The organism is Bacillus seohaeanensis, from assembly GCF_042684945.1.
Lineage (GTDB): Bacteria > Bacillota > Bacilli > Bacillales > Bacillaceae_B > Rossellomorea > Rossellomorea seohaeanensis.
Genome location: NZ_JBHUMF010000017.1, coordinates 45,074 through 70,450, shown reverse-complemented (window position 1 = coordinate 70,450; position 25,377 = coordinate 45,074). Strand labels below are relative to the sequence as shown.

Sequence of the window (25,377 nt, the reverse complement as noted above, 5' to 3'; positions counted from 1 at the left end):
TTTGCGTAAAAGTTGTTGTCTGTAGGCAATGGACCGTTTCATTCCGCTGCAGGCACTTGCTTTCCGCGGGGAGGAATTCAAGCCTCCTCGACATTCTGCGTGGTCTCGACTTTTCCTCTGTATCCCGCAGGAGTCAAGTGCCTTCCGCTCCAATCCACTCTGTGTTTTCAACTGTTGTTAAAAGTAACAAACTTTTAGAAAAATCTTATGTTTATTACTAGTACTAGCGGGGAAATAGACTAGTGTAACAAAAATTTCTCTAATAGGAGGTCTTTACAATGTATACAACAAAAGTAGTAGAGAATGTAGTACAGGCGAAGGGCGCAATAGAGGAGTTAACACGAGAGGGCTATACAGAAAAACAGATTTATATTTTTGCTCACGATAAGCATTTTTCTGAGGATATTACTGATGCAACGAACACACAGGATGTTGGAATAAAAGAACAAGGCTTAGTAGACGCACTTGGGAACTTTTTTAGAAGTCGTGGAGATGAACTTCGCGATAAAATGATGGCTGTAGGGCTTAATCAAGCGGAAGCGAATCGATATGAAGAAGAACTGGATAAAGGTAGACTTGTTTTAATTGCTTCTTAGGAGGCGTAACGAATAAACTATACACAAAACAAATAGAGCTGGCGCCTAGGCTAGCTCTATTTGTTTATGTTAAACAGGTTTTCTCTGCATATATGTGAGTCCACCAATGAAAAAGACTAAGAAGCTTCCTATTATTACATAAAAGAGTGTCTCGGGGCTAACATAAAAAGTCCCATAGTTTCCTTCTACTTTTGGAATCATCGATAACAAAGGTTGTGCCCATGGATACCATGGTCCATATGTCTCTGAATTAGCTACTAGTATATTCGGCAAGGTAAAGATAACATTCAATGCTAAAGGTGCGCCGAAGCTAGACCATGCAATAGATACCCATAATTGCAACGCTACTAAAGGCAAACAAGCAACCCATCCTCCTAAAATACTTTTCCACAAAATATCCATTGGGAATGGGTCCGTAAAATTCTTTATAAAACCAATACCATATAAACCTGCCAACAGCATTAGTTGAATAAAGGCAATGAGCACCATGACAACGATATATTTAGATAAGAACACACGACTTCTTGTAACAGGTAGTGAAAGTAATTGCTTCCAGCCACCAAATTGATGCTCATAGCGGCACACATACGCCGCTAAAATTCCCGTTAAAAGGGGCAACAATAGTTGACCGTGAATAACCACCATATACATAAGCGGTACATACCACTCATTTCCTTCCATACTTCCTTCACCAGGAGCCTTAACCCCAGCAACTATAGCCATCAACGGACTAATAAACAGAATGGGAAGTATTTTTGATTTCCTTAGCTTAAGCCACTCCGCCTTTATCAAATTGGTGATCATCAATTATTTCACATCCCTTCTCATAAAATCTAAAACTGAAATACTGTAGACTAATACACCAACTACAATTCCCAATACAACATTCCATATTGGTTCCCCCCAATCGTTCTGGAGCAGTGGCCATTTCCATATAAGCCAATCTGGCAATGTAAAAGAATAAGCAGAAAAGATGGCACCAAATACTCCTATTGCAAGTGGAATTCCTTGGTTCGTTAGCGTAACGGAAAGCCATAATTGCAGTGCAAGAATGGGCAATGCTGCAAAGAAAGGATAAAAACTAACCTTTAGGATATCTAACGTTGGAAAACCTGTACCAAATCCCAATATTAGACCTAGGATAATCGTTCCTAACACTAACAGGATACAGGAAATAAGCAACATGAACGCATTTAATGTGAATTTGGCAGTAAAAACACTCCATCTAGATATAGGCAATGTTAATATCTGCTTCCAAGCATTCGTTTGATGCTCCAGGTTTGCTGTTAAGGAGGATAAAATAGCAATACCAAGCAGCAATGTAATCGCTACAAATCCCCTGATTTGACTAAGTAAGCCTGCCCATACATCACTATTACCATTTACTAAGTAGTCATATCGCAACCCATAATTTACAGCCTGTAAACTAATAACGCCCACTGGTCCAAGAATTACTAAAAACCAAATTCCCTTTCGTTTAAGCTTTAAAAAATCAGACTGAAGAATACGAGACATCATAGACTCCTTTCCCCCTTTGTCATTTCTAAGAAAATGGATTCTAATGACATTCTTTCTTCCTCAATCCGATAAATCGAGTACCTTTCTTTCACAAGAGAAGCAACGATTTTTGCTATTCTCTCATCATCCACACTACCTAGCTGCAGCAGTCCATTTTCGAGTTCCACCGTTACTCCCTGGGATAATAATAATTTCCACGCAGACTCTGCATCACTTACTCTCATTTTTAATTTTGTTTGTGCTTTTTCCCGTAGAACGTCAATGGAATCTTGGAAAATCAAGTTTCCCTTCGTAATAATGCCCACCTGCGTCGCCATCTGGTCAATTTCTGATAGTAAATGACTGGAGACAAGCACTGTGATGCCATGCTCCTTTGGAAGTTGTTTTATCAATTCACGCATTTCCAATATCCCCGATGGATCCAATCCATTTGTCGGTTCATCTAGTATAAGTAGCTCCGGATTACCAAGAAGGGAGGCTGCAATTCCTAGCCGTTGTTTCATTCCAAGGGAAAATCCTTTTACTTTACGGTTACTTTCATTCGATAGCCTAACGATACGAAGTACTTCTTCTATTCTCGATTTCGGCACATCTAAAATTTTTCGCAACACTTCTAAATTTTCATAAGCTGTCAAATGGCCATAATAAGACGGGGACTCCACAAGAGAACCAACTCTTTTTAAAATTTTAAGCTTTTCTTTCTGTAAATCTTGTCCAAAAACATTTATTTTTCCATGAGTTGGCTTCATTAACCCTAAGATCATGCGAATTGTTGTTGTTTTCCCTGCACCATTTGGGCCAAGAAAACCAAAGATTTCTCCTTTTGGAATAGCTAAATTCACATCTACTACCGCTTGATGCTGTTTAAATCGTTTTGTTAAGTGTCTTGTTTCAATAATATTTACGCTCATTATTATCACCTCCCTACCATCATAGAACGCAAAGGTTAAATGCAGGATAAGGGAAAGGTTAAATTTTGTTTAAAAAAGCCCTTTTCTCATAGGTTGTTGTTTTCACTTATGAATTTTACCCATTGATTTCCGCTAAAAAGAAACACCCTAAAAAACACAAAGCCACTCATTAGCAACTTTGTGTTTTAGGTTACTATTCAGCTGTTGAAACCACGGTACAAAACAAATCGTTATCTCCATTTACTTCTTCCATATTCTAAAGCACGTCCCACTTTCACCTGTTTCCACATCCCAATCAAGTCCCATTTCCTTTATCATAATCGCTACAATAGATAATCCAATACCCGCACCTTTATCTTTGGAATCATTCTGCATACCTGCACCTTTATCTTTTATTAAAATGGTCAATCCTTCCTTTACCACCTCGGCTGTTACCCTTACATACAACCCTTCTTTCGCATGCCGGATAATATTTTGGAAAAGATTATCGAAAATGCGTTCCAACCAGAGCGGGTCAATGGTCCATTGCTCCTTCACATCAGGTAAATCAATATTTATTTCAAAACCCTCTTTTTCAAAAACGGGATACCAAGAGGTGATAGATTGTTTTACAACTCGAAGAACATCTACTGCCTTTGGCTCAAAACGGTACTTCTTCGCCATTAATAATGTATAAGATAAAAGATTGTCAATTAGCCCATCTATCTGTTTTACTTTTACATCAATAACCTCTAGAGACTCTTCCCCTTTGGTACTTAGTTCTTCTTTTGACAATGTGTAGGCATGAGCCCGCAATGTTGTTAAAGGAGTTCGCAAATCATGAGATAAATTTGCAATAAGCTGCCGCCGCAACTGTTCTTCCTCCTTTTCTCGCATTCGACTTGTCTTCAACTCATCAATCATCGTATTAAAAGAAACTTCTAATTTCCCAATTTCATCTTGTTTTGATACAGAGATAGGTACAGGAATTTGATGCTCATCCCTCTCACTCATTGCCTTTTGCAATGCGAGCAGGCGTTTACGAATATTACGGAAAAATAGCCAGGAAACAACTAAGAATAGTAAAAGCATGACAATAATAGCAGCTGTATAAACAACGTCATAACGACTTCGAAGCTTGTGAATTGGTGGTTCCATAAGTTCTCTTGGGAGCTGAAAAACAATGAACCCATTATCCTGTTTGTTCCCAATGAAGGCAACAACAGTAAACGGATCTCCTCCTGTTCTCCGCTTCATAAAATCAACTGTGTAGCCGGCGCTCCATTGTTCTGGGATAGTTGGCTGTGCTGGAAGTTCATACTCTTTATGCCCTTGTTTATTAATCCATAACAGCTCCGAATTTGGGTACTTTTCGTTTACCTTTTGTAAGGCTGCTTGTATCTCCATACTCGTTTTCCCATTTAATTCAGTAGCCTTCTCATGCCACATTTCCTCTACCTTTTCCCCATCTATTACCTTTTTCTCCTCTATGTTATCAAGTGAATAGAGCGGTAAATAGAAGACAACGGATACTAGTGGAAAAGCAATTGGTAAAAGTATTAATGCAGCAGAAATAATAATTAAATACTTTGTCTGTAGCTTCATGCTTTCACCCTATACCCGAGCCCTCTTATGGTTTCGATAATTTGCGGTTTAGCAGGATCTTCTTCTATTTTTTCTCGCAAATAGCGAATGTGAACCATTAACGTTTTATCTCCTTCTATATAGGATTCGCTCCAGACCGCTTCAAAAATTTGTTCCTTTGTTAAAATTTGTCCACGATGTTTTAAAAGATATTGGAAGATAGCGAACTGTTTGCCCGTTAAAATAATCTCTTGTTTTGTGCGATTATCTATTAGGCGCAGTTCGTTTGGAAAATACGTGAGATGATGGAGTTTAATTTCGGTAGGTATATCTTTTTGAAATCTACGCACTAGCACTTCAATCCTTGCAGTGAGTTCATCTGGGTGAAATGGTTTTGTTAAATAGTCATCTGCAAACTGAAGTCCTTCTATCTTATCTTCAATTGCTGTTCTTGCAGAAAGCATTAATATAGGTGTTTCAGGATGCTCCTTCTTTAACCGCTTCCCTACAGAGAAGCCATCAAGACCGGGGAGCATCACATCCAATATGACTACATCCATATTGGCAACGTATTGATTCGCTTTTTCTCCAGACGTAAGCCAAGTAACATCGTAGCCTCTAGATGCCAAATCGTCCTGCACCCATTTTCCAATTTCTAAATCGTCTTCTATATATAAAATGGTAAACATATTCGTCTCCTTTGTTATTTTTTCCATTACTTACCTTATGCCATATCTATTTGTTTTCGTCAATCATTCTTTGTCATTGTTTTTAACGTTTAAATCAGCTATTCTTGATTCATACGTTTCATGAAATGGTACACTAATAACTAACAACAGGACGAGGAGGAAACATACTATGACGTTGAAAAAAACATTAACAATCGCTGGATCTGATACGAGTGGTGGAGCGGGAATTCAAGCTGATTTAAAAACCTTCCAAGAACACGGTGTCTATGGAATGACTGCACTTACTACCGTTGTAACAATGGACCCGAACAACGATTGGCATCATAATGTTCATCCACTATCTTTAGATACATTAGAAGCCCAGCTTGAAACCGTTCTTTCTGTTGAAATTGATGCAATGAAAACGGGAATGCTCGGCACAGTTGAAATCATTGAGTTAGCAGCAAAAAAAATCGATGAGTATCGTTTAAATAAAGTTGTCATTGATCCTGTTATGGTGTGCAAAGGGGAAGACGAGGTTCTAAATCCTGAAACAACCGATGCAATGAGAGAATTTTTACTCCCAAGAGCAACGATTGTTACGCCAAACCTTTTTGAAGCAGGACAACTAGCACAAACCGGTCCTATTAAAACCGTTGATGGCATGAAAAAAGCCGCGGAAAAAATTCATGATCTAGGGGCAAAAAATGTTGTCATTAAAGGTGGAAAACAATTGGAACACGACAAAGCATTAGATCTTTTCTATGATGGAAAAGAATTTACAATTCTAGAAGAAGAAAAAGTTGCAACCACATATAATCATGGTGCTGGTTGTACATTTGCTGCTGCAATTACAGCTAACCTTGCAAATGGACAAGATGTAAAAGAAGCAGTAGAAAACGCGAAAAAATTTGTAACAGCAGCTATCAACCACGGCTTCCAATTAAACCAATATGTAGGCCCTGTCATGCACGGAGCTTTTAACCGTAAATAAGAATAGCATAATAAGTCAGTGTCCTTTTGAATGGGATACTGGCTTTTTTTGAACAGCATTTTCGCTTTCTAGAAAAAATTTTAGTAAGATAGAAAAATAAGGTTGATTCAAAATTCCTTTTAATAAGGAGGAGAAAATATGGAACCTATTACAAAACCAGCAGTGCATGATTTAATCAACCGCTTCGCTGGCAAGGATGTTTACATACATTTAGAAACGACAAATGGTGCTTATGCATCCCATTTTAATGAAAAGTTTTTTTCAGCAGGAGCCTATATCCGCAATGCAAAGGTGAATTATGAACATGGAAAGATTATTGGGGATGGTCCTTATCGTGTCGGTATTAAAATGGATATCGGCTGGATTTATGCCGAGGGCCTGACTCATTATGAATTAGATGAGCAAGACCGTCTGCTAATGGCTGGACATGATTATGATGGAAAGCTTGCTGTTGCGCTTCAAATCAGTGCAACACCGTTTGAATAAAACCAAAAGTGACGGCAAATTCCCAAAAGAACGTAGCTAGATAAGGAGTGGGTACATTATGGAAAAAGAAAGACAGGTACTCGTCATCTTTCCTCACCCTGATGATGAGGCATTTGGCGTTTCCGGTACGATTTCAACACATATAAACAGCGGGACGCCTGTTACATATGCTTGCTTAACACTTGGTGAAATGGGAAGAAACCTTGGTAATCCACCGTTTGCTACTCGTGAATCCCTTCCAAAAATCCGCAAACAGGAGTTACAAAAAGCGGCAAATGCAATGGGAATCAAAGATTTACGAATGATGGGTTATCGCGACAAAACACTCGAGTTTGAAAATGATGAAAAACTTGCTAATATGGTGACTGATCTCATAGAGGAATTAGATCCTTCCTTGATTATCACTTTTTACCCAGAATATTCCGTCCATCCAGATCATGAAGCAACGGCACGTGCTGTTGTTCGTGCTGTAAGGCGATTACCTAAGGCTTCACGTCCTAAGCTTCACTGTGTAGCATTTTCTAAAAACTGTGAGGAAGAGCTAGGTAAACCGGATATTTTACATGATATTTCACCTGTAAAGGATCAAAAGTTGGATACATTGAGAGCACATATTTCACAAACAGCGTGGATGCTTCAAGAAATGGAAGAAAAATTAAAGAACCAAGATCCAGAAACACTAAAATGGCTTACAATTGAAAGATTTTGGAGCTATCAATGGGAAAATGATCAAGTAGAATAAGATGTAAAAGCGTACAGTCCACATGGACACTGTACGCTTTTTCTTGTCTAAGTAGATTCACTTTACAGAGCTATGCATTGCATCTCTTATCGCTTTGCCAACCCCATCCTCTTTATTTGTTGCTGTCGTGTACGCACAAAAATCTTTTACTTCTTCGACAGCATTTCCCATCGAAACAGGACGGCCAACTACTTTCATCATTGATAAGTCATTGAAGTTATCTCCAACAGCCATCGTATTTTCTAATGAATGCCCCTTTTGCTTCGCTAACTTCTCTAAAGCTATTCCTTTTTGTGCATCCTTGCTATTAATTTCCAGGTTTTCTTCACCTGATGAACTAATAGCAATATCCGTAACGTCTGCTAGTAGCTCTTTTGCTTTTTCTAGTAAAGCCTCATTAAAAGAAAAAACGAGAAACTTATATACAAGTTGACCTTCTTCACGGAAAACTTGCCCATAATCTTCGACAAACGTTATACCGCCTTCCTCAAAACGTTCCTTGGCTGATTGGCGAATTTTTTCCTCTGGAACAGAAGGGTTGGCTGTTGTGAAAATATCAATAATTACTTCCATACCTATTTCAACATTTTCTGTATATGTACCTTGATTCGTATATACTTCAAAATAGATACCAAGACCATTTAACACCTTGCTAATTTGGGCTGCCTTCTCTCCTGGTATTCCTGCTTGATGCATAATCTCTCCTTGCTTATTTCTTACTTCCGCTCCATTTACGCAGATGACATCACAAGTAATCCCAGCCTCTTCCAACACATATCTTGCCTCTTCATACGATCTACCTGTTGCCACAATAACTTCTATTCCTTTTTCTTTGGCTTCAAGTATTGCTTTTTTATTGACCTCACTTATCTCCTGACGCTCATTTAATAAGGTTCCATCCATATCTGTAGCGATACACGTTATCATAGTAAGACACCTTTCTGTTTGTAATTTTTCCTTTTTTAAAGACTCTTTGCCCATAGATTGCTGTTTTTTACTTATAAATTCTGCCCGTTGGTTAAACTTAATGTGTAGTTTAAAAGCAACAAACTTTACGAGAACAGCCTTTTAAAATAATAATCTAGGCTATTGTATCATGAAATTTTTAAGGGTCTGTAAATGTTTCCTTTAGACTTTATAAAGAAATTTTCTGATATAGGATTATTATTTCCCAAAAGTGGGTAAATCAAGTAGGAGGATATTGGCTAAAAATATCTATTTGGGGGGATTGGTTATCAAATCAAAAAGTACATACTTAAATAGCGTTTTTCTCATTTCAACTATTATTATCGGAATACTCGTTATTTTCGGAGCAGTATTCCCAAAATTATTTGCTAAGGGAGCCAATGCAGCCTTTGGGTTTACCACCGATTCTTTTGGCTGGTTTTACTTAATCTCCGTATTACTCTTCGTTATCTTTCTAGTCTATTTAGCTTTCAGTAAGTATGGAAAAATTAGACTTGGGGCAGATGATTCAAGGCCGGAATATCACTTTTTCACATGGGTTGGAATGCTGTTTTCTGCAGGTTTTGGGGTTGGTCTAGTATTCTGGGGCATCGCAGAGCCCATGAGCCACTTTTTTACTACTCCTATTCCAACCTACGAAGCACAAACAGAAGAGGCAGCTAGACTTGCAATGGCCTATTCCTTTTTCCACTGGGGAGTCAGTCAATGGTCTGTCTTTGCGGTAGTGGGACTAATTATTGCCTACTTCCAGTTTAGAAAAAAAGAAAATGGATTAATTTCTACTTCGTTATCCCCGATAATCGGAGAGACGAAACATACTAGTAAGATAAAAAAAACAATTGATATTCTTGCGGTCATCGCTACGGTGATGGGTGTCGCAACGTCATTAGGTTTAGGTATACTGCAGATTAATGGTGGATTAAGCTCAGAGTTTGGCTTAAGTGATGGGGTCGGTACCCAATTAATAATTGTTCTGGTGCTGCTAATTCTTTACCTCACCTCCTCCACTACAGGCCTGAATAAAGGAATTAAATGGCTGAGTAATTTAAATCTTTCCTTGGCCCTTCTACTAATGGTATTCGTCTTTATTGCAGGCCCGACTGTGTTTATTCTAGAAACTTTCACGCTCGGTTTAGGGGATTACCTTACAAATTTCGTTCGTTATAGTTTGCGTGTGACACCATACCAAGGCGGAACTTGGGTAAAAGATTGGACAATTTTTTATTGGGCATGGGCCATTGCCTGGTCTCCTTTCGTTGGAGCATTCGTAGCACGGGTTTCTAGAGGACGTACGATTAGAGAGTTTATTTTTGGTGTTCTAATTGTACCACCTTTGATTGCACTATTATGGATCTCCGTATTTGGTGGGACAGCCTTGCACCTTGACCTATCTAATGGAACTTCAATTGCTGAAGCCGTGAATAATGATGTAACAAGCGCTTTGTTTACTACTTATGCAGAGCTTCCATTTAGCTTTTTATTATCTGTTATATCTATCGTCCTTATCTTTACATTCTTAATTACGTCAGCTGACTCTGCAACATACATTCTGAGCAGTATGACAACAGGAGGAAGCTTAAACCCTCCGATGGGAATTAAGATTGTTTGGGGTACCTTAATTGCAGCAATCGCAGCCGTATTACTAATTGCCAGCGGTCTCGAAGGGTTACAAACCGCTTCACTAGTCTCTGCGTTGCCTTTTACCATCATACTCATTCTGATGTGTTATACATTGTTTAGACTGCTTAGAAAAGAAGTCACAGTAAGGAAAAAGAAAAAGAAGAAAGAGTAATTCTTTCAAAGGAGTCCTATACACGGGACTCCTTTTTCATTATTTCTCTAATTTTAGGATCTAATGATTAACTTTCTAGTATGCACTTTCACGACATTATATAAAGAAGGAAAAATTCGGTAAACAGAACCATATATTAATTATTTATTTTTTAAAAACTATAGAAAGGTTCTAATAATTAGTTGAAATTTTTAAAATTATTAGTAAAATAGTAAATGCACCAATGAAAGCGTTATCTTTATAAACTCTTACATATGTACTAGACAACTCAATATATATACATTAGAATGTATAATATTACAAAGTTATCTTTTTACTAGTTTAATAAAATTGCTCTTTGAGGTGAACATACATGAATCAACGCCAAAGCTTTACCCTTGCTAACCATTTACAATTTATCTTACCCTCTCTTCTAGGAATCTTCCTATTTATGATTCCAGTTCCGCAAGAAGATGGGATTACGATTCCAATCGCAATTCTTTCTGGAAAACTTCAAGGATGGATTGGACCTGCCGTACCAGAAATTATGACTATCCTAATTGTATTAACGGTCATTGGAACACTTTTAGCTAAATGGGTGAATCCAAGTTTTATCAAAAACTCTCCCTTTTTCACCACCTTATTTAATGTAACCCCTGTGTGGGTTGTTGCTCGTATACTTGGTGGGGTTTTTGCTGTAATGACAATATTCCAAATCGGACCGGAATGGGTATGGTCGGATGTAACTGGTGGATTACTATTAAGCTCAGAAGGGTTATTAACAATTCTTTTCTCTGTATTTTTATTTGCTGGATTATTTCTGCCATTACTACTAAACTTCGGGCTACTTGAATTATGCGGAGCTTTACTCACGAAAATTATGAGACCTCTTTTCGGATTACCTGGTCGTTCTTCTATTGATGCGCTTGCCTCTTGGTTAGGGGATGGTACCATTGGAGTACTATTAACGAGCAAACAATATGAAGAAGGATTTTATACAAAAAAAGAAGCTGCTGTAATTGGTACTACGTTTTCCGTCGTTTCCATTACGTTCAGTTTAGTTGTTATATCAGAAGTTGGGCTAGGCGACTACTTTGTTCCGTTTTATTTAACCGTCGCACTTTCCGGTTTAGTTGCTGCCATTCTACTGCCTAGAATACCGCCATTATCAAAAAAGAAGAATACGTATTTTAATGAGCAAGAAGGCGACGATAAAATGGAAACGATCCCTGAAGGATATACACGTTTCGGATATGGTTATGAACAAGCCCTTATGCAGGCTAAGAAAAATAACAGTGCAACAAAGTTTTTCCAAGATGGAGCAAAAAACATTTTAGATATGTGGATGGGAGTAGCTCCTATCGTTATGGCAATGGGAACATTAGCACTAATAGTGGCAGAAAATACACCTTTCTTTGAATGGATTGGTACTCCTTTAATTCCATTGTTAGAACTGATGCAAATTCCAGAAGCTGCGGAAGCATCAAAAAGTATTCTTGTTGGATTTGCCGACATGTTCTTGCCAGCTATTTTCGCTTCAGGAATTGAAAGTGAATTGACTCGCTTTGTCATTGCTTGTCTATCTGTTACACAGTTGATTTATATGTCTGAAGTTGGTGGATTGCTCTTAGGTTCAAAAATCCCTGTAAACTTTAAGGACCTTGTTGTTGTATTTTTGCTAAGAACAATCATAACACTTCCAATTATTGTTATTGCTGCACATATTATATTTTAAATGAACGCTAAAAAGGATTGCCTCCAACATAGAGGCAATCCTTTTTTCATTGTCCTTTGTTTCTTAAACAATCGGCAATTGAACGCTAACCGTTGTTCCTTTATTCACTTCTGACTCAATTTGTAAAGTCCCTTTATGATCTTGCAAAATTTTTCGGCTAATCGTTAATCCAAGTCCCATTCCTTTTTCCTTCAATGTAAAGAATGGCTCTCCTAGATGTTTTAGACGATCAGGAGGTATTCCTATCCCTTCATCTACTATACTAATAACAACATTGCTTTGCGCTTCCTTACAATCAACAGTGATTGTTCCACTTTTCGTGGCATCAATTGCATTTTTAACTATATTTATGAACACTTGAGTAAGTTGATTTTTATCCCCTAATACCTGCGTTGGACAATCTATCTGACTACTAATCGTAATTCCCTTTATACGTGCCTCATGACTCATGATATCTACTACATACTGAAGTAGTTCTTCCACCCGGAATGTTTCTAGTTTCCTCACTTGTGGTTTCGCTAATAAAAGCAATTCCTCCACAATATGATTAATACGTTCAATTTCAGAAGTCATGATCGTCAAATACTTCTTCGATGCTTTTTCACTTGTTTCCATCATTTGAATAAAACCTTTTATACTTGTTAATGGGTTCCGAATTTCATGTGCAATTCCAGCAGCAAGTTCGCCAGCGATAGATAATTTCTCTTTTCTCAAAAGCATTTCTTCCGCAATTTTTTGTTGAGAAATATCCCTCCCGATTGTCACTAGTCCCTTTCTAACATGATTATCATAAAATAATGGCACCTTTATAACATCAAAGGTCTTTAATTCACCTGATGGCACATAGAATGATTCCTCTGCACGAGTTAGACTTGCAGCTTTCCATGTTTCCTCATCTGAATTTACACAATATGCAAAAGCGTCTTTAAAAAAAGGTACTAGCTCCCCCAACTCCCCATCCGTTTTTCCTTGATAAGAGATGTTCTCAAGCTCGTAAAGCTTTCTTCCAAATTGATTTACCTTTAACCATCTTCCTTCGCCATCCTTAAAGCATACAAAATCAGGCAAGGAGTGAATCAGTGTTGACAACAAATTCTCCTCTTGTAATAAGAGATTGTGCTGGTTGATTTGCTTTTTACCTTTTGTCAAAAGACGTAAAATAAATGCGATTTCTAAAATAACAAGTAAGGTGATGAGCACTACACTCCAAGGATGTGGCACAAGCCAAACAACCGGCACTTCAAGTGCTAAAAGGATTATTAGAAGACTAATTATTAATTTAAACTTTTGCCATGAGACTTCATTCAGATCATGATTCATGTTTTCACCTAACACTTATCGATTTTCTTTTATCATATCATGAAGTGCTTTTTTATACATTGTTATAATTACGGCTATTATTCTTTTTCATACTAATATCTTTCATTCTCGTATCATATAAGCGATTATAGGGTCGTAAGATATTTATGTGTATAGTTTAGATTTTCAGTAAGTATGATACAATAGTTCCACTAAAAAGTACATATAAGGGGGGGAATACTTTGCAAGATACACGAGCAGGCTTTTGGATTCGGCTCGGGGCTAATCTTTTAGATTGGCTACTTTATTTAGTTGTTAGCCTATTTTTAGGATTATTTCTATCAGAAACAGTCAGTAATTATATTCTTGATACGCTAAACTTCTTTTATTTATTGTTAGTTCCTGCTTTTTGGTACGGATATACAGTTGGGAAGCGATTGCTGAAAATAAGAATCGTAAAGAAAAATGGGGAAAATATCGGAATATGGACGATGGTAAAGCGATATATTTTAGGTGGACTTGTTTATGCAAGCCCTTTAATTATTACAGGGCTTATAAGTTTTACAATGATTGGCTTTGATGTTGTCGAATTCTTTTCAACTTCCGCTCCTTCTGCTGAACTTGCTCAAAGCATGCTAGGGGCATCGGCTATCATGTTAATAGGCTCTCTTTTAAGCTTTGGCATATTGATTACGAGTGCTTTTATGGTTGGGCTGCGAGAGGACCGCAGATCTATTCATGACTTTGTTGCTGGTACCTATGTAACATATAGGAAGCCGACAGAAAAGCTTGAGGAGATTTGACTTCTAATAAAAAACAGTGAGTACACATACGAAATCTGTGTACTCACTGTTTTACTTTTTGTCTTGTTCAAGCCGCTTACACTTTTCTTTTGGCCAGTTCCAGCGGCTAGCTCGTTATGAAAAAGATGATTTCTCTCTCAAGGCCAAAAGCGCCTTTTGAGAGAAATCCCTATTTTCTTCACGAGCTGTTCAAGCCGCTTTCACTTTTCTTTTTACTTTTCTTTTAATTTTTCCAGCATATCTGCTGTCATTTTTGCTAAGTCATATTCTGCTTTAAAGCCCCACTCTTCCTTGGCAGCAGAAGCGTCAATAGCATTTGGCCAGCTTTCTGCAATACCTTGTCTAACTGGGTCAACATTATAATCCAATGTGAAAGATGGAATATGTTTTTGAATTTCTTTTGCAACATCTTCTGGTGCGATGCTCATTGCCGTTACATTAAAAGCATTCCGATGTTTAAGCTTGGCTGGATCTGCTTCCATCAAATCAATCACAGCATTTAAAGCATCTGGCATATACATCATGTCCATATACGTTCCTTCACCGATATACGATGTATACTTTCCATTTTTAATTGCCTCATAATAAATTTCTACTGCGTAATCTGTCGTTCCACCACCTGGTGGCGCAACATACGAAATCAATCCTGGAAAACGCACTCCTCTTGTATCTACTCCGGACTTTTGGTGGTAATAATCAGCTAGTAATTCACCAGAAACTTTATTCACTCCGTACATTGTCGTCGGACGCATAATTGTATCTTGTGGTGTTTCATTCTTTGGTGTTAGTGGACCAAATGCCCCAATAGAACTAGGCGTAAAAAATTTACAATCCAATTCCTTAGCTGTTTCTAGAGCATTAACAAGTCCGCCCATATTTATATTCCAAGCCAGTAGTGGCTTTGCTTCTGCTGTTGCTGATAAGAGTGCTGCAAGGTGGATAACGGTATCAACATTATGTCTTTTTGCAATATCCATCATTTTATCGCCGTCGGTTACATCTAACTTTTCAAAAGGTCCACCTGTAACAACTTCACTTTCCGTTTCACGGATATCTGTTGCCACAACATTATCTGTCCCATATATTTCACGGAGCTTTAGCGTGAATTCAGAACCAATTTGACCAAGAGCACCCGTTAATAAAATCTTTTTCATTGTTCAACCTCCTGCCTTTCCCTATCTTAGGTGTCTACTATATCTATAAAAGAAAGACGGGGCTATCCAAAAGTGGCTAGCACTTGGTTGTAGCCCCCCTTCCTATAGTTTATTTCTAGATAATTCCTAACTCTTTTCCGATTTTTTCATATGCAGTAATAGCTTTGTCCAGCATTTCTTTTGTATGAGCAGCTGACGGCATATTTCTTACACGTCCTGTTCCTTTAGGTACAGTTGGGAACACGATTGATTTAGCATAAACACCTTCTTCATACAAACGCTTACTGAAGTTCTGTGTATCTTTTTCGTCCCCAATAACCACTGGTGTGATAGGTGTTTCACTTTCGCCAATATCAAAACCTAAGCCTTTTAACTTTTCTTTTAAGTAACGGCTATTTTCCCACATATTATCTTGAAGTTCTGTACTATCCATAATAAGGTCTAATGCATTTGTACAAGCAACAACATCCGCAGGAGTCAATGCAGTAGAGAATAAGAATGGACGAGAACGAACTTTTAGCCAGTCAATTAGCTCTCTTTTACCAGCCACATATCCGCCTACAACACCAATAGCTTTAGAAAGAGTACCCATTTGGAAATCAACTTTATCAGAAAGACCAAAATGCTTCACCGTACCAGCACCTTTACCAAGGACACCAGAGCCATGGGCATCATCGACATATACCATTAAATCAAATTCTTCCGCAATCTCTACGATTTCAGGAAGTTTTGCCACATCTCCATCCATTGAGAATACACCATCTGTAATGACCATCACTTTATTATATTGACCTGACTCTGTTGCTTCTTTTGCTTTTGCACGAAGGTCGTCCATATCAGAGTGATTAAAACGAATGATTTTTGCTTTTGATAAACGACAACCGTCAATAATAGAAGCATGGTTTAATTCATCAGAAAGGATCGCATCATTTTTATCCATAACAGCAGAAATTGCCGCCATATTACAGTTAAAGCCAGATTGATAAGCAATTGCTGCTTCTGTTCCTTTAAACTCTGCAAGCTTTTCTTCCAGTTTCACATGGATATCAAGCGTTCCATTAATGGTACGTACCGCTCCTGCACCTACGCCATATTCTTTTATCGCTTCCATTGCTACTTCCTTTAAGCGCTCATCTGTTGCTAAACCTAAATAGTTATTAGAAGAAAGGTTTACAAGTTCTTTTCCTCCAATTGTAATCATTGGGCCATTTGGGCCTTCTAGTGGGTCAATCTCGTTATAAAGTCCTTGTGATTTTAACTCTTCCAAATTTTTATGCAAAAACTGATCTAATGTTTTACTTGTCATATAAATCCCTCCATTTTTATGTAAGCGTTTTATAAACAAATGTCTTTTCCACGTGTACAAAACTGCTATTTTTCGCTAGAAAATAGGAATATATAGCCTTCACCTATACTAACATGTTTTTATGTGACGGACAAAATATTTCTTTTCTTTCACTCATTTATAGTATATCCCAAACAGGAAATCATCGTACAGGATTCTACCTTTGGATGGATTTTCAATTCCTTTTTGAGGTTTAGATGTTCTTCATTTTGCAAAAGGAACTAATCAAAAAGTAGAGCCACTCCAGTAGCTCTACTTTTTCATCTTCATAGTATAAAAGTTGATTAATTTAGTTTTTCTGCAATCCCTTTTATTTCTTCTTGTATTTCACTTTCCTTTGAATCCACCACATCAAAATTCATTGCCTTAATATAAAATGCCTCTAGCTCGTCACGTAGTGCTTTCGCTTTGGCCAAGTACGATATCGCTTCGTTCATTTTCCCTTTGTAGCGAGCAGAAATATCTTTTATTTGTGTTTCATATTTTTCATCTGTGCCAGGGATAATTGCTCTTTCATATACATCGATTGTCGTATCACCGTCGCGCTCTGGAAAATACTCATGCGGAGACGTACTATCAAAGATTGCCCAACCAAGCTCACGAACAATCACCATATCAATACTATGAGGATCAAAACCACAATGGTAAATCTCCACATCTAACCCTCTTATCTCCGCTTCTTTCGCCAGTTTTTTCAACATTGTTGATTTCCCCGATCCCGGTCTTCCTTTTATATAATATCTGTGAGGAAGCTCCCCCGTAAGATTCGGAATAAAATCAACTGCCCCAATTGGTGTCGCTGCTCCAAGAAAACGGTCCCGAACATCTGCTTGTTTATTTAAACAAACATTCCCGTAAAGTTTTTCAATAAGTTCATTGGTTAGCTCATCCGCTTTAGAAAAGTCCATATTGTTAATAAAAATTTCTTCCCATTCATCATGAACCGCTAACGCCTCTGCAAATACACTATATGCCGTTTCAAATGTTTGCGACACTTTCGCTGTTAACTCTTTAATCGACTCTTTATTTTCCCTAAGAAGGTCTGCATCCCAGCCTTCTCCTAGATTTACGTACTCCTCTACCACTCCAGGTACATGCGGCTCAATCACATGTGGTGCCGTTCCATCAACAATCCCCACTTTTAAAGCAGGAATAAGGATACCGTCAATGGAATCATTATCAGACGAACAATGTAAGTATTCAACATAATACCCTTCTTGATTCCAGTACTCCCCTACCCTTTTCATTAAAGAGGACTTTCCAGTACCGGGACCACCTTTTAAAATAAACAAACGATCTAACCCTTTTAAATTCGAATCATACAAACTATAAAATCCTCTTGCCGTATTCCCTCCAGCAAAATAATGACGAATAGTACCCACTCCCAACACTCCTTCGTAAAAATTCAGACTCGGCTTTCCATACGAGCAAATACTCTATACATTCTATGCACAAAGAAAAGGTAGGTGAATGCCTATTTAGAGTCAGAAAAGTATGTAGACTATCCTTATACCAATGCAGATGGGATCTGTCCCCTACGGATATAGCCACCTTGTTGGAGGAATATGTCGTTCATTTCTTTTTGGACAATATCGGAGGACAGACCCCTTTGCCTTGTGGAAGAGAGTGTAATTTACCAAAGAAAAAACAGCCCTGTACGTGAGCTGTTATTGTTCTTCAATTCTATATCCATTTGCCATTAGCGATTCTGTAATCCATTCTGTTTCCATTACAGTAGGATTATAGTCAATGGTTAAGGTATTTTTCTCGTCGTTGTATGTGTAGGCTTCAATTCCAAGGATATTTTCGATAGCGACAGATAATTCGTTTGCACAGTTGTCACATTGAGCATTTTCAATTGTATAGCTTACTCGCCCTTCATTTGCACTTGTTTCCATCAATTGCTCTCCCCAAATAATCGCAGTTAGAGCAGCTGCCGTTAATCCTAATGTTATCAATGCTTTCTTCATATCCAATACCTCCTCAAATACATTTGTTATTTGTATTATGAGGAAGTTTTTACTTTTTATTCAGGGTCCATTAAAATATTGGAAACCTTAAAATACTACACCTGGAGGACATTCGATTATCGTATATACTTCTAAGGCTTTACTTCATTTTTTCAAGCTTGTTAATATGCTTCATTCCTTCTCTTTTACTTAACGCTGCCAGCTTCTCGTTTTCAATAAAGTTTTTTACTTCTTCAGGAACTGTTTTCGAATATTCTCTTAATGCCCATCCTATCGCTTTTTGAATAAAAAATTCTTTTGATTCCTTATGTAGAAGAATGATAGAAAATAGCTGATTAACATCCGTATTTTGTTTATAGCTCAACTGATAAAGAATCGCTGTTCGATTTAACCACATATTCTCAGAGTGAATCCACTTTTCAAGATACATATTCTTTTCACTAGAGGACTTTTTAAATATCTCTCCAATAAGATGGGATGCAATTAAGTCTACTGTGTCCCACCATGATTTTTCCACAATCATTTTTTCAATTAAAGGCAAGTGTGACGTGCTTAAATGTTTTGCTTGTTTTTCTACTAGCTCCATCGCAACATACTGAAATTCCCGTTCTGGCTGCTCCCATAACTCCGGGACAATTTCCAGAAGTTCTTCCATTGATGGTTTTCCATTTTCCTTTAAAAAAGCACGAAATAACTTCCTTCGCTCAGGTGTTCTTAACCCTAAAAATTCGAATTGGTTCCGCATATATGCTTTCATCGGCTCAACATTTTCCTCATTTTTGTTTGCTTGAAAAGCCGTTATTAATTTCTCCGTGTAATTATTCATCTTCCTCATCCTCCAATTTTTCACAAGAAAAACAGTAGATTTTCCCACCTTCTTCTTGGATACCGTTAAAAAAGCCGTCTAGACAATAGATCGGCTTCTTACAGTTTGCGCAATGACCAACTAGTTCCTCCACATTATCAACTCCTACCAATTTTTCTAATATGAATAACTTCTTTCTTCCATACGAAAATCCCTGCTCAGAGCATCCATAAGCAAATGTTGTGAAGAAGGTAGACTGGAGCCAAGTGCGAAGTAAATCGAAAATTTCCCGTTTTGCCGATATCCCAAGTGGGCATAACAAACACTCAAAACAATCTACTAAAAAAGACAGCCCTTTAGCTAGCTATAGGACCATCCTTCTTAATTGTTTCCTTAGTAAGTAAATATTTTAAAAATCGTTGGCATTGTGGCAAAGAAAATCCAACTACTGTTCCTTGAAAAAGGGCAATGATGACTGTACCAACTCCAATTGGTCCTCCGATAAGCCAGCCGAAAAAGAAGATAGTGCTCTCCATTCCATTTCGTACCCATTGAATTTTCCAACCTGTTTTTTCCGTAATAAGTAGCATTAAACTGTCTCTTGGACCCGCTCCAAGGTCTGCTGAAATGTATAAACCAACTCCATAACCAATAACAAAAATACCAGCAACAAACACAATAGCTTGCATCCAATAGGCTTCTGGGTCTGGAATAATATAGTTAAAAATGTCAATAAATACTCCAATTAAAACCATATTCAAAAATGCACCGATTTTGGGGAAGGATTTTGATGCAAGACCAGTTATAAGCAAGATAAAAAGTCCAACAATAATAGACCATGTTCCAATTGTTAAACCAAATTTTTCAAAAAGACCGTAATGAAAAACGTCCCATGGAGCAATCCCTAAATCTTTTCCTTTAATCGTTAATGTTATTCCTAATGAAAGCACGAGCAATCCTATGGTAAAAAATGTCCAGCGCAATCTATATCCTTTATACATAATATCCCTTCTTTTAAAGAATTATCATTTCATTTGAATAACCTTAACATAGAAAGGGCATGAACAAAAGAGGAAGTTCCTTCATTAGTTTTAACAAAAAACACGAACATTCATCATTGAAATCGTATTTACTTTCGTGTTATAGTGTGATTAACATTATTATGTAAGCAGTGACTGGCGAAAATGTGGAAGGAACCACAAGGGAGCTGCACTTTATTTAGTTAGTTTAGCCATTAGCCGTTCGCCTGGGCAATAGGCAAGGGAACAGGATACCCTTGTCTTTTTTTAATGGAGAGATTTCATATTAGTTAATATTTTGGATATTTATAACAGAGACAAATCAAAAAGAGCCTTTTATTTAATCAGGAGGGATTATATTGGAAACACTTATTCTAGATGGAAAACGCGTGGCAACAGATGTAAAAGATAGTCTAAAGGAAAGAGTCGAAACCCTATCGACACAAGGAGTAACTCCCTGCTTAGCAACTATTCTTGTCGGCAATGATCCTTCTTCTGCTACTTATGTAAAAATGAAAGGAAATGCTTGCAAGAAACTAGGCATAAAGTCAATTAAGGTTGAACTTCCTGAAGCAACAACTACAGAGGAATTATTACAAAAAATATCCGATTTAAATAACGATACTACTGTACATGGAATTCTTCTACAACATCCTGTTCCAAGCCATATTGATGAGCGTGCAGCGTTTGAAGCAATTGCTATCGAAAAGGATGTCGATGGTGTTACAAGTCTTGGCTTTGGTCAAACTGCTCTCGGTTTCGGTGATTATCCATCTTGTACTCCAGCTGCTATCATGGCCATTATCGATTATTATAACCTTCCTTTAGAAGGAAAAAAGGCAGTTGTTGTTGGACGTAGCCCTATCTTAGGAAAACCCGTTTCCATGATGCTTCTTAATAGAAATGCAACCGTCACTACTTGTCACTCCTACACAAAAAATCTTCCGGATATATTAGCTACTGCCGATATCGTCGTAGCAGCTGTCGGAAAGCCTAATTTTATTAAAGGAGAATGGCTAAAAGATGGTGCCGTTGTATTAGATGCAGGCTACAACAAAGGGAATATTGGTGACGCCGATTATGACTCTTGCTATGAAAAGGCAAGCGCCATCACACCTGTTCCGGGTGGAGTAGGCCCTGTAACCATTTCCATGCTATTAAAACAAACCGTTGACTCCGCTGAAAAATATGCAAAACAAGTTTCATTTTAATAGAGAGAATGCTCAAGCTTAGGAGGAATGTTTTCCTCTTAAGCTTTTTTATTGCCTATTTAATATGGATTATTTTTTGAAGGGAAACATATCCTTTTTTATCCAATCAAGGCAAAATAAATTTATTTTTTCTTTGATTGGGAAAAGTAATAAAGAGAACGTCAAAAAAGGAGCGTACCCTAATGGAAAATAACCAACAAAATGCTTTCCAACAATCTCCCGAACCGTTTTGGAGGGAATCAGTAAAGCTTCTTACCTTCCCAAAGCTTGAAGAAAATACAAAAGCCGATGTAGGAATTGTCGGAGGGGGAATCGCAGGTTTAACAGCCGCTTATTTACTTTCGAAGGCCGGAAAGAATGTTGTATTGATTGAGGCGAATCAAATATTAAACGGCACGACTGGGCATACGACAGCCAAAATCACTGCCCAACACGGATTACTCTACGATGAACTAATCCAGCATTTTGGAGAAGAATTTGCAAAGAAATATTATCATGCCAACATGGATGCCCTTCAATTCATCAAACAAACAGCTACTGAGATAGAAGCAGACTGCAACTTAACAGAACAGGATGCGTACGTATATGCGACAACCGATGAGTATTCTAGCAAAGTCACTACAGAGTATGAAGCATATCGACGTTTGGGCATTCCTGGGGAAATCGTAGAGGAAATTCCTATTGATTTTCCTATAAAAAATGCTGTGATCATGAAAAATCAAGCCCAGTTTCACCCGTTGAAATACTTTAAGAAGCTTGTGGAAGCAATAGTCAACCAAGGTGGAAAAATATATGAAGGAACGACAGCAACGGATATTCAGGAAAAGGAATCTACTAAGATTGTCACGAGAGATGGCTATCACGTTGACTGTCAAAATGTTCTCGTTTGCTCACACTTTCCATTTTACGATGGGAAAGGCTTTTATTTTACCAGACTTGAACCGGAACGTTCTTATATATTAGGAGTAAAGACAAAAAAGGAATACCCTGGTGGCATGTATATTAACGCAGAAAGCCCGACGCGTTCACTGCGTTATACAGAAGGAGAGGATGGAGAAAAGTTAGTACTAATTGGCGGAGACAACCATAAAACAGGGCAAGGCAAAGACACGATGGAACATTATCGTGCTTTAGAAAACTACGGAGAAGAAGTGTTAGGCATTGAGGAGGTCCGTTATCGCTGGTCTGCACAAGATTTAACAAGTCTCGATAAAGTGCCTTACATAGGACCGATTACAGAGAAACACCCTTCCATTTTTGTTGCGACAGGCTTTAAAAAATGGGGGATGTCGTCTGGTACCCTGTCCGCTCAAATTTTAGCCGATGCTGTATTAGGCGAACGAAATATATATAGCGAAGTATTCTCACCTTCTCGATTCGCTGCAGATCCAAGTGTAAAAAAACTAGTTAAGGCAAACGCTAATGTTGCAGGCAAGTTAATTAGTGGAAAACTAGAAGTCCCTACTAAAAAACCAGAAGACTTGAAAGAAGGCGAAGGGGCTGTCGTCAATGCCGAAGGACGCCGCTGCGGAGGATACCGGAGTAAAGACGGCAAAATACACTTAGTTGACACAACCTGCACCCATATGGGATGTGAAGTAGAGTGGAATCACGGCGACACAACATGGGACTGCCCATGCCACGGCTCCCGCTTCACAATCGAAGGCGAAGTTGTAGAGGGTCCAGCCAAAAAACCACTAACAAAACTAAACTAAATTCCATGTATGAGCCCCAAAGCACAACCAAATACTAAAAAAACCTCGGAGCGTGCCTTTATCACTGCACCGTAATGAGGGACGGACCTTTAAATGAAGGAGGATTTACAATGGGTAGAACAAAACAGGGAAATCGCAATGCGCAAAGCAATAACAATGTAAAAAAAGGAAATCGTACAAGTTCTGAAATGGTCGAATTTACGACAGGACAAGTAAAAGAAAAGAAAAATCGTTTTCAGGACTAACACAAATAGCCTGTCTCCAAGCACTATCATGCTTGGAGACAGGCTGTTTTTATAAAGGAATTATTTGGAGGTCCGTCCCTCACTGCATTAAAGTGTTAACACAGTGAGGGACGGACCTCTGTTACATTTTAAATAAGATCTTAAAGTCTTCATATCCTTCTTCTTCGAGTTTTTCTTTTGGGATAAATTTGAGGGCAGCAGAGTTGATGCAATATCGAAGTCCTTTTGGTCCTGGTCCATCAGGAAAGACATGACCGAGATGAGAGTCACCTTCTCTGCTTCTCACTTCTACTCGAGTCGACTTATGAGACAAATCATACTGCTTTTTTACACTCGCATCCGTTACTGGTTTCGTAAAACTCGGCCAGCCACACCCACTATCGTATTGGTCCTTCGAGCTAAACAGTGGCTCTCCTGAAACAATATCGACATAAATCCCTTCACGAGTATTATCCCAATATTCATTTTCAAACGGTCTCTCTGTTCCATTTTCCTGTGTAACAAAATATTGTAGCTCCGTAAGCTTCTCCTTTAAAAAACTTCTATCCTCAGGCCAATATTTCTTTTGAAATTCCTTCCGACCTGAACCTCTTTTATAAAGAGCATATCGGAATCCATTCTTTTTATAAAAATCTTGATGATACTCTTCCGCAGGATAAAAAGGTTTGGCGGGCAATATTTCCGTTACAATTGGGGATTCAAACTTCCCACTCTTCTCCAATTCCTGTTTGGAGGCTTCCGCAAGCATTCGCTGCCTTTCATTTTGGTAAAAAATAGCCGTCCGATAAGAACTTCCTCTATCACTAAACTGTCCATCCGCATCTGTCGGATCAATCTGTTGCCAAAAGACCTCAAGCAATCTTTCATAGGAAAACTGATTGTTATCAAACGTAATTTCCACTGCTTCATAATGCCCCGTTTCGCCAGACGTCACTTCCTTATAGGATGGATGTACCTCCTCGCCACCCGTATAGCCAGAAACAATATTCAAAATTCCCATTTGTTCATCAAAAGGTTCCACCATGCACCAAAAGCAGCCGCCTGCAAATACAGCCTTTTGTTTATCCAAAATAGTCAACCTCTTTTCCTATAACCTTTTACCGTCTATTTTATTAAAAACATGAAAAATTTCAAAACCTAGTGAACGTTAATCCCAACTAAGCTCCTTAATAATCCTTGTTTAAAAGGTCTCTCTCACCGTCTACGCCCACTCCTTTAGAGTGATACGTTTTGTTGAAATCCTTAGAAACTGGTACATCGTTTTCACTACCTCTATCCCTCAAAATATAAATGATAATGAAGCTGACACCCTGAATTAAATGATGCCTCACAATGCGGACATGTTGCTTGGCAATTCATATACTGTAAAATCGTCAATTCTGTCCCGCATTTTCCACAAAGAATTGCCTTTGACTGCCATTCATCTTTAGCCCACACTATAGCGTCATGGTCCGCAACCTCCTCATGACACTTGTAACACGGGTAATAGGTATCACAGCATTTGAATTTTATTGCAATAACGTCCTTTTCTGTGGAGTAGTGCTTACACCTTGTTTCTCGGTCAACTTTTACCCCCTCCACCTTTGTTCCATGAACAACCATCTCGTCAACCTCCTTATTTATCTCTTTCCTACTTATTCTCTATTTCTATAAAATCTCCTATCACAATACTACTCTTTCCTATTATAAAACTTTAAAAATATGTATCTACTTTTCTTTTAAACTAGCAAAAATAAGTACTAGTATTTCCGACAATCTTCATGTCCTATATATTCAAGAATCCGGGTTAGATTATGATATCTATTATTTATATGCCTTGTAAGTCGCATTAAAAAAGCACACACCTAACTACTTTTCTAAT

At 38.0% G+C, this 25,377-nt stretch carries 26 protein-coding genes and 1 riboswitch; of the genes, 10 read left to right on the top strand and 16 right to left on the bottom strand.

Annotated elements, in window-relative coordinates:
* The first annotated feature begins 278 nt into the window (after nt 1-278).
* Nucleotides 279-596, top strand: a complete 318-nt coding sequence (locus ACFSUL_RS08310; protein ID WP_377934439.1) for a general stress protein — start codon at nt 279-281, stop codon at nt 594-596.
* A gap of 69 nt (nt 597-665) precedes the next feature.
* Here the strand turns inward: ACFSUL_RS08310 and ACFSUL_RS08305 are convergent, their stop codons facing one another.
* From ACFSUL_RS08305 to ACFSUL_RS08285, 5 genes are all read right to left on the bottom strand, one after another.
* Entirely contained in the window at nt 666-1,397 is a 732-nt protein-coding gene (locus ACFSUL_RS08305; protein WP_377934546.1) for an ABC transporter permease, read from the bottom strand.
* A 6-nt stretch (nt 1,398-1,403) separates the two neighbouring features.
* On the bottom strand, nt 1,404-2,114 hold the full coding sequence (locus tag ACFSUL_RS08300) for an ABC transporter permease (protein ID WP_377934437.1): 711 nt from the start codon (nt 2,112-2,114) through the stop codon (nt 1,404-1,406).
* The gene (locus ACFSUL_RS08295; RefSeq protein WP_377934435.1) at nt 2,111-3,025 is read right to left on the bottom strand and encodes an ABC transporter ATP-binding protein; all 915 of its coding nucleotides are present in this window, start codon (nt 3,023-3,025) and stop codon (nt 2,111-2,113) included. The genes ACFSUL_RS08300 and ACFSUL_RS08295 overlap by 4 nt, the downstream gene beginning before the upstream one ends.
* A 240-nt stretch (nt 3,026-3,265) precedes the next feature.
* Nucleotides 3,266-4,609, bottom strand: coding sequence for a sensor histidine kinase (locus ACFSUL_RS08290; protein WP_377934433.1), 1,344 nt, complete (start codon nt 4,607-4,609; stop codon nt 3,266-3,268).
* Nucleotides 4,606-5,277 (bottom strand): response regulator transcription factor, encoded by a 672-nt coding sequence (locus ACFSUL_RS08285; RefSeq protein ID WP_377934431.1) that lies wholly within the window; start codon nt 5,275-5,277, stop codon nt 4,606-4,608. The genes ACFSUL_RS08290 and ACFSUL_RS08285 overlap by 4 nt, the downstream gene beginning before the upstream one ends.
* A 169-nt stretch (nt 5,278-5,446) precedes the next feature.
* Here ACFSUL_RS08285 and pdxK point away from each other — a divergent pair, with 169 nt between their 5' ends.
* The 3 genes from pdxK (at nt 5,447) to bshB2 (ending at nt 7,478) form a co-directional block, all read left to right on the top strand.
* Nucleotides 5,447-6,250 carry a pyridoxine/pyridoxal/pyridoxamine kinase gene (gene pdxK / locus ACFSUL_RS08280; protein ID WP_377934429.1) on the top strand — a complete coding sequence of 268 codons (804 nt, stop codon included), beginning with the start codon at nt 5,447-5,449 and terminating at the stop codon, nt 6,248-6,250.
* A 138-nt stretch (nt 6,251-6,388) separates the two neighbouring features.
* On the top strand, nt 6,389-6,736 hold the full coding sequence (locus tag ACFSUL_RS08275) for a YojF family protein (protein ID WP_071410445.1): 348 nt from the start codon (nt 6,389-6,391) through the stop codon (nt 6,734-6,736).
* Nucleotides 6,737-6,794: 58 nt separating this feature from the next.
* Nucleotides 6,795-7,478, top strand: coding sequence for a bacillithiol biosynthesis deacetylase BshB2 (gene bshB2, locus ACFSUL_RS08270; protein ID WP_071410444.1), 684 nt, complete (start codon nt 6,795-6,797; stop codon nt 7,476-7,478).
* A 57-nt stretch (nt 7,479-7,535) separates the two neighbouring features.
* On the opposite strand, the gene ACFSUL_RS08265 is transcribed toward bshB2, so the two are convergent.
* Complete coding sequence (locus tag ACFSUL_RS08265) at nt 7,536-8,405, bottom strand: HAD family hydrolase (RefSeq protein ID WP_377934426.1); 870 nt, start codon at nt 8,403-8,405, stop codon at nt 7,536-7,538.
* Nucleotides 8,406-8,712: 307 nt separating this feature from the next.
* On the opposite strand from ACFSUL_RS08265, the gene ACFSUL_RS08260 reads away from it, so the two are divergent.
* On the top strand, nt 8,713-10,236 hold the full coding sequence (locus tag ACFSUL_RS08260) for a BCCT family transporter (RefSeq protein ID WP_377934544.1): 1,524 nt from the start codon (nt 8,713-8,715) through the stop codon (nt 10,234-10,236).
* A 352-nt stretch (nt 10,237-10,588) separates the two neighbouring features.
* Nucleotides 10,589-11,950, top strand: a complete 1,362-nt coding sequence (locus ACFSUL_RS08255; protein WP_377934424.1) for a YjiH family protein — start codon at nt 10,589-10,591, stop codon at nt 11,948-11,950.
* 63 nt (nt 11,951-12,013) lie between these two features.
* Here ACFSUL_RS08255 and ACFSUL_RS08250 read toward each other — a convergent pair whose 3' ends face one another.
* Nucleotides 12,014-13,270 (bottom strand): ATP-binding protein, encoded by a 1,257-nt coding sequence (locus tag ACFSUL_RS08250; RefSeq protein WP_377934422.1) that lies wholly within the window; start codon nt 13,268-13,270, stop codon nt 12,014-12,016.
* A gap of 221 nt (nt 13,271-13,491) precedes the next feature.
* On the opposite strand from ACFSUL_RS08250, the gene ACFSUL_RS08245 reads away from it, so the two are divergent.
* On the top strand, nt 13,492-14,052 hold the full coding sequence (locus tag ACFSUL_RS08245) for an RDD family protein (RefSeq protein WP_377934420.1): 561 nt from the start codon (nt 13,492-13,494) through the stop codon (nt 14,050-14,052).
* Nucleotides 14,053-14,264: 212 nt separating this feature from the next.
* Here ACFSUL_RS08245 and ACFSUL_RS08240 read toward each other — a convergent pair whose 3' ends face one another.
* The 7 genes from ACFSUL_RS08240 to ACFSUL_RS08210 all read right to left on the bottom strand — a co-directional run bounded on the left by ACFSUL_RS08240 (nt 14,265) and on the right by ACFSUL_RS08210 (nt 20,327).
* Nucleotides 14,265-15,206, bottom strand: coding sequence for an L-threonine 3-dehydrogenase (locus ACFSUL_RS08240; protein WP_377934418.1), 942 nt, complete (start codon nt 15,204-15,206; stop codon nt 14,265-14,267).
* Nucleotides 15,207-15,321: 115 nt separating this feature from the next.
* Nucleotides 15,322-16,512 (bottom strand): glycine C-acetyltransferase, encoded by a 1,191-nt coding sequence (locus ACFSUL_RS08235; protein WP_377934416.1) that lies wholly within the window; start codon nt 16,510-16,512, stop codon nt 15,322-15,324.
* 323 nt (nt 16,513-16,835) lie between these two features.
* Nucleotides 16,836-17,933, bottom strand: coding sequence for a PRK06851 family protein (locus ACFSUL_RS08230; protein ID WP_377934414.1), 1,098 nt, complete (start codon nt 17,931-17,933; stop codon nt 16,836-16,838).
* A 285-nt stretch (nt 17,934-18,218) separates the two neighbouring features.
* Entirely contained in the window at nt 18,219-18,521 is a 303-nt protein-coding gene (locus ACFSUL_RS08225; RefSeq protein ID WP_377934412.1) for a cation transporter, read from the bottom strand.
* A 139-nt stretch (nt 18,522-18,660) separates the two neighbouring features.
* Complete coding sequence (locus ACFSUL_RS08220) at nt 18,661-19,347, bottom strand: DNA alkylation repair protein (protein WP_377934410.1); 687 nt, start codon at nt 19,345-19,347, stop codon at nt 18,661-18,663.
* Nucleotides 19,340-19,480, bottom strand: a complete 141-nt coding sequence (locus ACFSUL_RS08215; RefSeq protein WP_377934408.1) for a hypothetical protein — start codon at nt 19,478-19,480, stop codon at nt 19,340-19,342. The genes ACFSUL_RS08220 and ACFSUL_RS08215 overlap by 8 nt, the downstream gene beginning before the upstream one ends.
* Nucleotides 19,481-19,682: 202 nt before the next feature.
* Nucleotides 19,683-20,327: a YczE/YyaS/YitT family protein gene (locus ACFSUL_RS08210; RefSeq protein ID WP_377934406.1), complete on the bottom strand. Its 645-nt coding sequence runs from the start codon at nt 20,325-20,327 to the stop codon at nt 19,683-19,685.
* A gap of 160 nt (nt 20,328-20,487) precedes the next feature.
* A riboswitch (ZMP/ZTP riboswitch) is annotated at nt 20,488-20,585 on the top strand.
* Between the two features lie 116 nt (nt 20,586-20,701).
* Here ACFSUL_RS08210 and ACFSUL_RS08205 point away from each other — a divergent pair.
* The 3 genes from ACFSUL_RS08205 to ACFSUL_RS08195 all read left to right on the top strand — a co-directional run bounded on the left by ACFSUL_RS08205 (nt 20,702) and on the right by ACFSUL_RS08195 (nt 23,516).
* Nucleotides 20,702-21,556: a bifunctional 5,10-methylenetetrahydrofolate dehydrogenase/5,10-methenyltetrahydrofolate cyclohydrolase gene (locus ACFSUL_RS08205; protein ID WP_377934542.1), complete on the top strand. Its 855-nt coding sequence runs from the start codon at nt 20,702-20,704 to the stop codon at nt 21,554-21,556.
* A 182-nt stretch (nt 21,557-21,738) separates the two neighbouring features.
* Nucleotides 21,739-23,271 carry an FAD-dependent oxidoreductase gene (locus tag ACFSUL_RS08200; protein ID WP_377934404.1) on the top strand — a complete coding sequence of 511 codons (1,533 nt, stop codon included), beginning with the start codon at nt 21,739-21,741 and terminating at the stop codon, nt 23,269-23,271.
* Between the two features lie 110 nt (nt 23,272-23,381).
* Complete coding sequence (locus tag ACFSUL_RS08195; RefSeq protein WP_377934402.1) at nt 23,382-23,516, top strand: hypothetical protein; 135 nt, start codon at nt 23,382-23,384, stop codon at nt 23,514-23,516.
* A 121-nt stretch (nt 23,517-23,637) separates the two neighbouring features.
* Here the strand turns inward: ACFSUL_RS08195 and msrB are convergent, their stop codons facing one another.
* Nucleotides 23,638-24,594 (bottom strand): peptide-methionine (R)-S-oxide reductase MsrB, encoded by a 957-nt coding sequence (gene msrB / locus ACFSUL_RS08190; RefSeq protein WP_377934400.1) that lies wholly within the window; start codon nt 24,592-24,594, stop codon nt 23,638-23,640.
* 194 nt (nt 24,595-24,788) lie between these two features.
* A complete protein-coding gene (locus ACFSUL_RS08185; protein ID WP_377934397.1) occupies nt 24,789-25,118 on the bottom strand; it encodes a CHY zinc finger protein in 330 nt (109 codons plus the stop codon).
* Nucleotides 25,119-25,377: the final 259 nt, after the last annotated feature.

What these genes read in the sequence shown, in the direction of transcription:
- ACFSUL_RS08295 (WP_377934435.1), bottom strand. Translation starts at nt 3,025, where the DNA reads ATGAGCGTAAATATTATTGAAACAAGACACTTAACAAAACGATTTAAA.
- ACFSUL_RS08225 (WP_377934412.1), bottom strand. Translation starts at nt 18,521, where the DNA reads ATGAAGAAAGCATTGATAACATTAGGATTAACGGCAGCTGCTCTAACT.
- pdxK (WP_377934429.1), top strand. Translation starts at nt 5,447, where the DNA reads ATGACGTTGAAAAAAACATTAACAATCGCTGGATCTGATACGAGTGGT.
- ACFSUL_RS08195 (WP_377934402.1), top strand. Translation starts at nt 23,382, where the DNA reads ATGGGTAGAACAAAACAGGGAAATCGCAATGCGCAAAGCAATAACAAT.
- ACFSUL_RS08220 (WP_377934410.1), bottom strand. Translation starts at nt 19,347, where the DNA reads ATGAATAATTACACGGAGAAATTAATAACGGCTTTTCAAGCAAACAAA.
- ACFSUL_RS08210 (WP_377934406.1), bottom strand. Translation starts at nt 20,327, where the DNA reads ATGTATAAAGGATATAGATTGCGCTGGACATTTTTTACCATAGGATTG.
- ACFSUL_RS08310 (WP_377934439.1), top strand. Translation starts at nt 279, where the DNA reads ATGTATACAACAAAAGTAGTAGAGAATGTAGTACAGGCGAAGGGCGCA.
- ACFSUL_RS08300 (WP_377934437.1), bottom strand. Translation starts at nt 2,114, where the DNA reads ATGATGTCTCGTATTCTTCAGTCTGATTTTTTAAAGCTTAAACGAAAG.
- ACFSUL_RS08185 (WP_377934397.1), bottom strand. Translation starts at nt 25,118, where the DNA reads ATGGTTGTTCATGGAACAAAGGTGGAGGGGGTAAAAGTTGACCGAGAA.
- ACFSUL_RS08235 (WP_377934416.1), bottom strand. Translation starts at nt 16,512, where the DNA reads ATGACAAGTAAAACATTAGATCAGTTTTTGCATAAAAATTTGGAAGAG.
- ACFSUL_RS08290 (WP_377934433.1), bottom strand. Translation starts at nt 4,609, where the DNA reads ATGAAGCTACAGACAAAGTATTTAATTATTATTTCTGCTGCATTAATA.
- ACFSUL_RS08275 (WP_071410445.1), top strand. Translation starts at nt 6,389, where the DNA reads ATGGAACCTATTACAAAACCAGCAGTGCATGATTTAATCAACCGCTTC.
- ACFSUL_RS08265 (WP_377934426.1), bottom strand. Translation starts at nt 8,405, where the DNA reads ATGATAACGTGTATCGCTACAGATATGGATGGAACCTTATTAAATGAG.
- ACFSUL_RS08255 (WP_377934424.1), top strand. Translation starts at nt 10,589, where the DNA reads ATGAATCAACGCCAAAGCTTTACCCTTGCTAACCATTTACAATTTATC.
- ACFSUL_RS08285 (WP_377934431.1), bottom strand. Translation starts at nt 5,277, where the DNA reads ATGTTTACCATTTTATATATAGAAGACGATTTAGAAATTGGAAAATGG.
- ACFSUL_RS08250 (WP_377934422.1), bottom strand. Translation starts at nt 13,270, where the DNA reads ATGAATCATGATCTGAATGAAGTCTCATGGCAAAAGTTTAAATTAATA.
- bshB2 (WP_071410444.1), top strand. Translation starts at nt 6,795, where the DNA reads ATGGAAAAAGAAAGACAGGTACTCGTCATCTTTCCTCACCCTGATGAT.
- ACFSUL_RS08240 (WP_377934418.1), bottom strand. Translation starts at nt 15,206, where the DNA reads ATGAAAAAGATTTTATTAACGGGTGCTCTTGGTCAAATTGGTTCTGAA.
- ACFSUL_RS08200 (WP_377934404.1), top strand. Translation starts at nt 21,739, where the DNA reads ATGGAAAATAACCAACAAAATGCTTTCCAACAATCTCCCGAACCGTTT.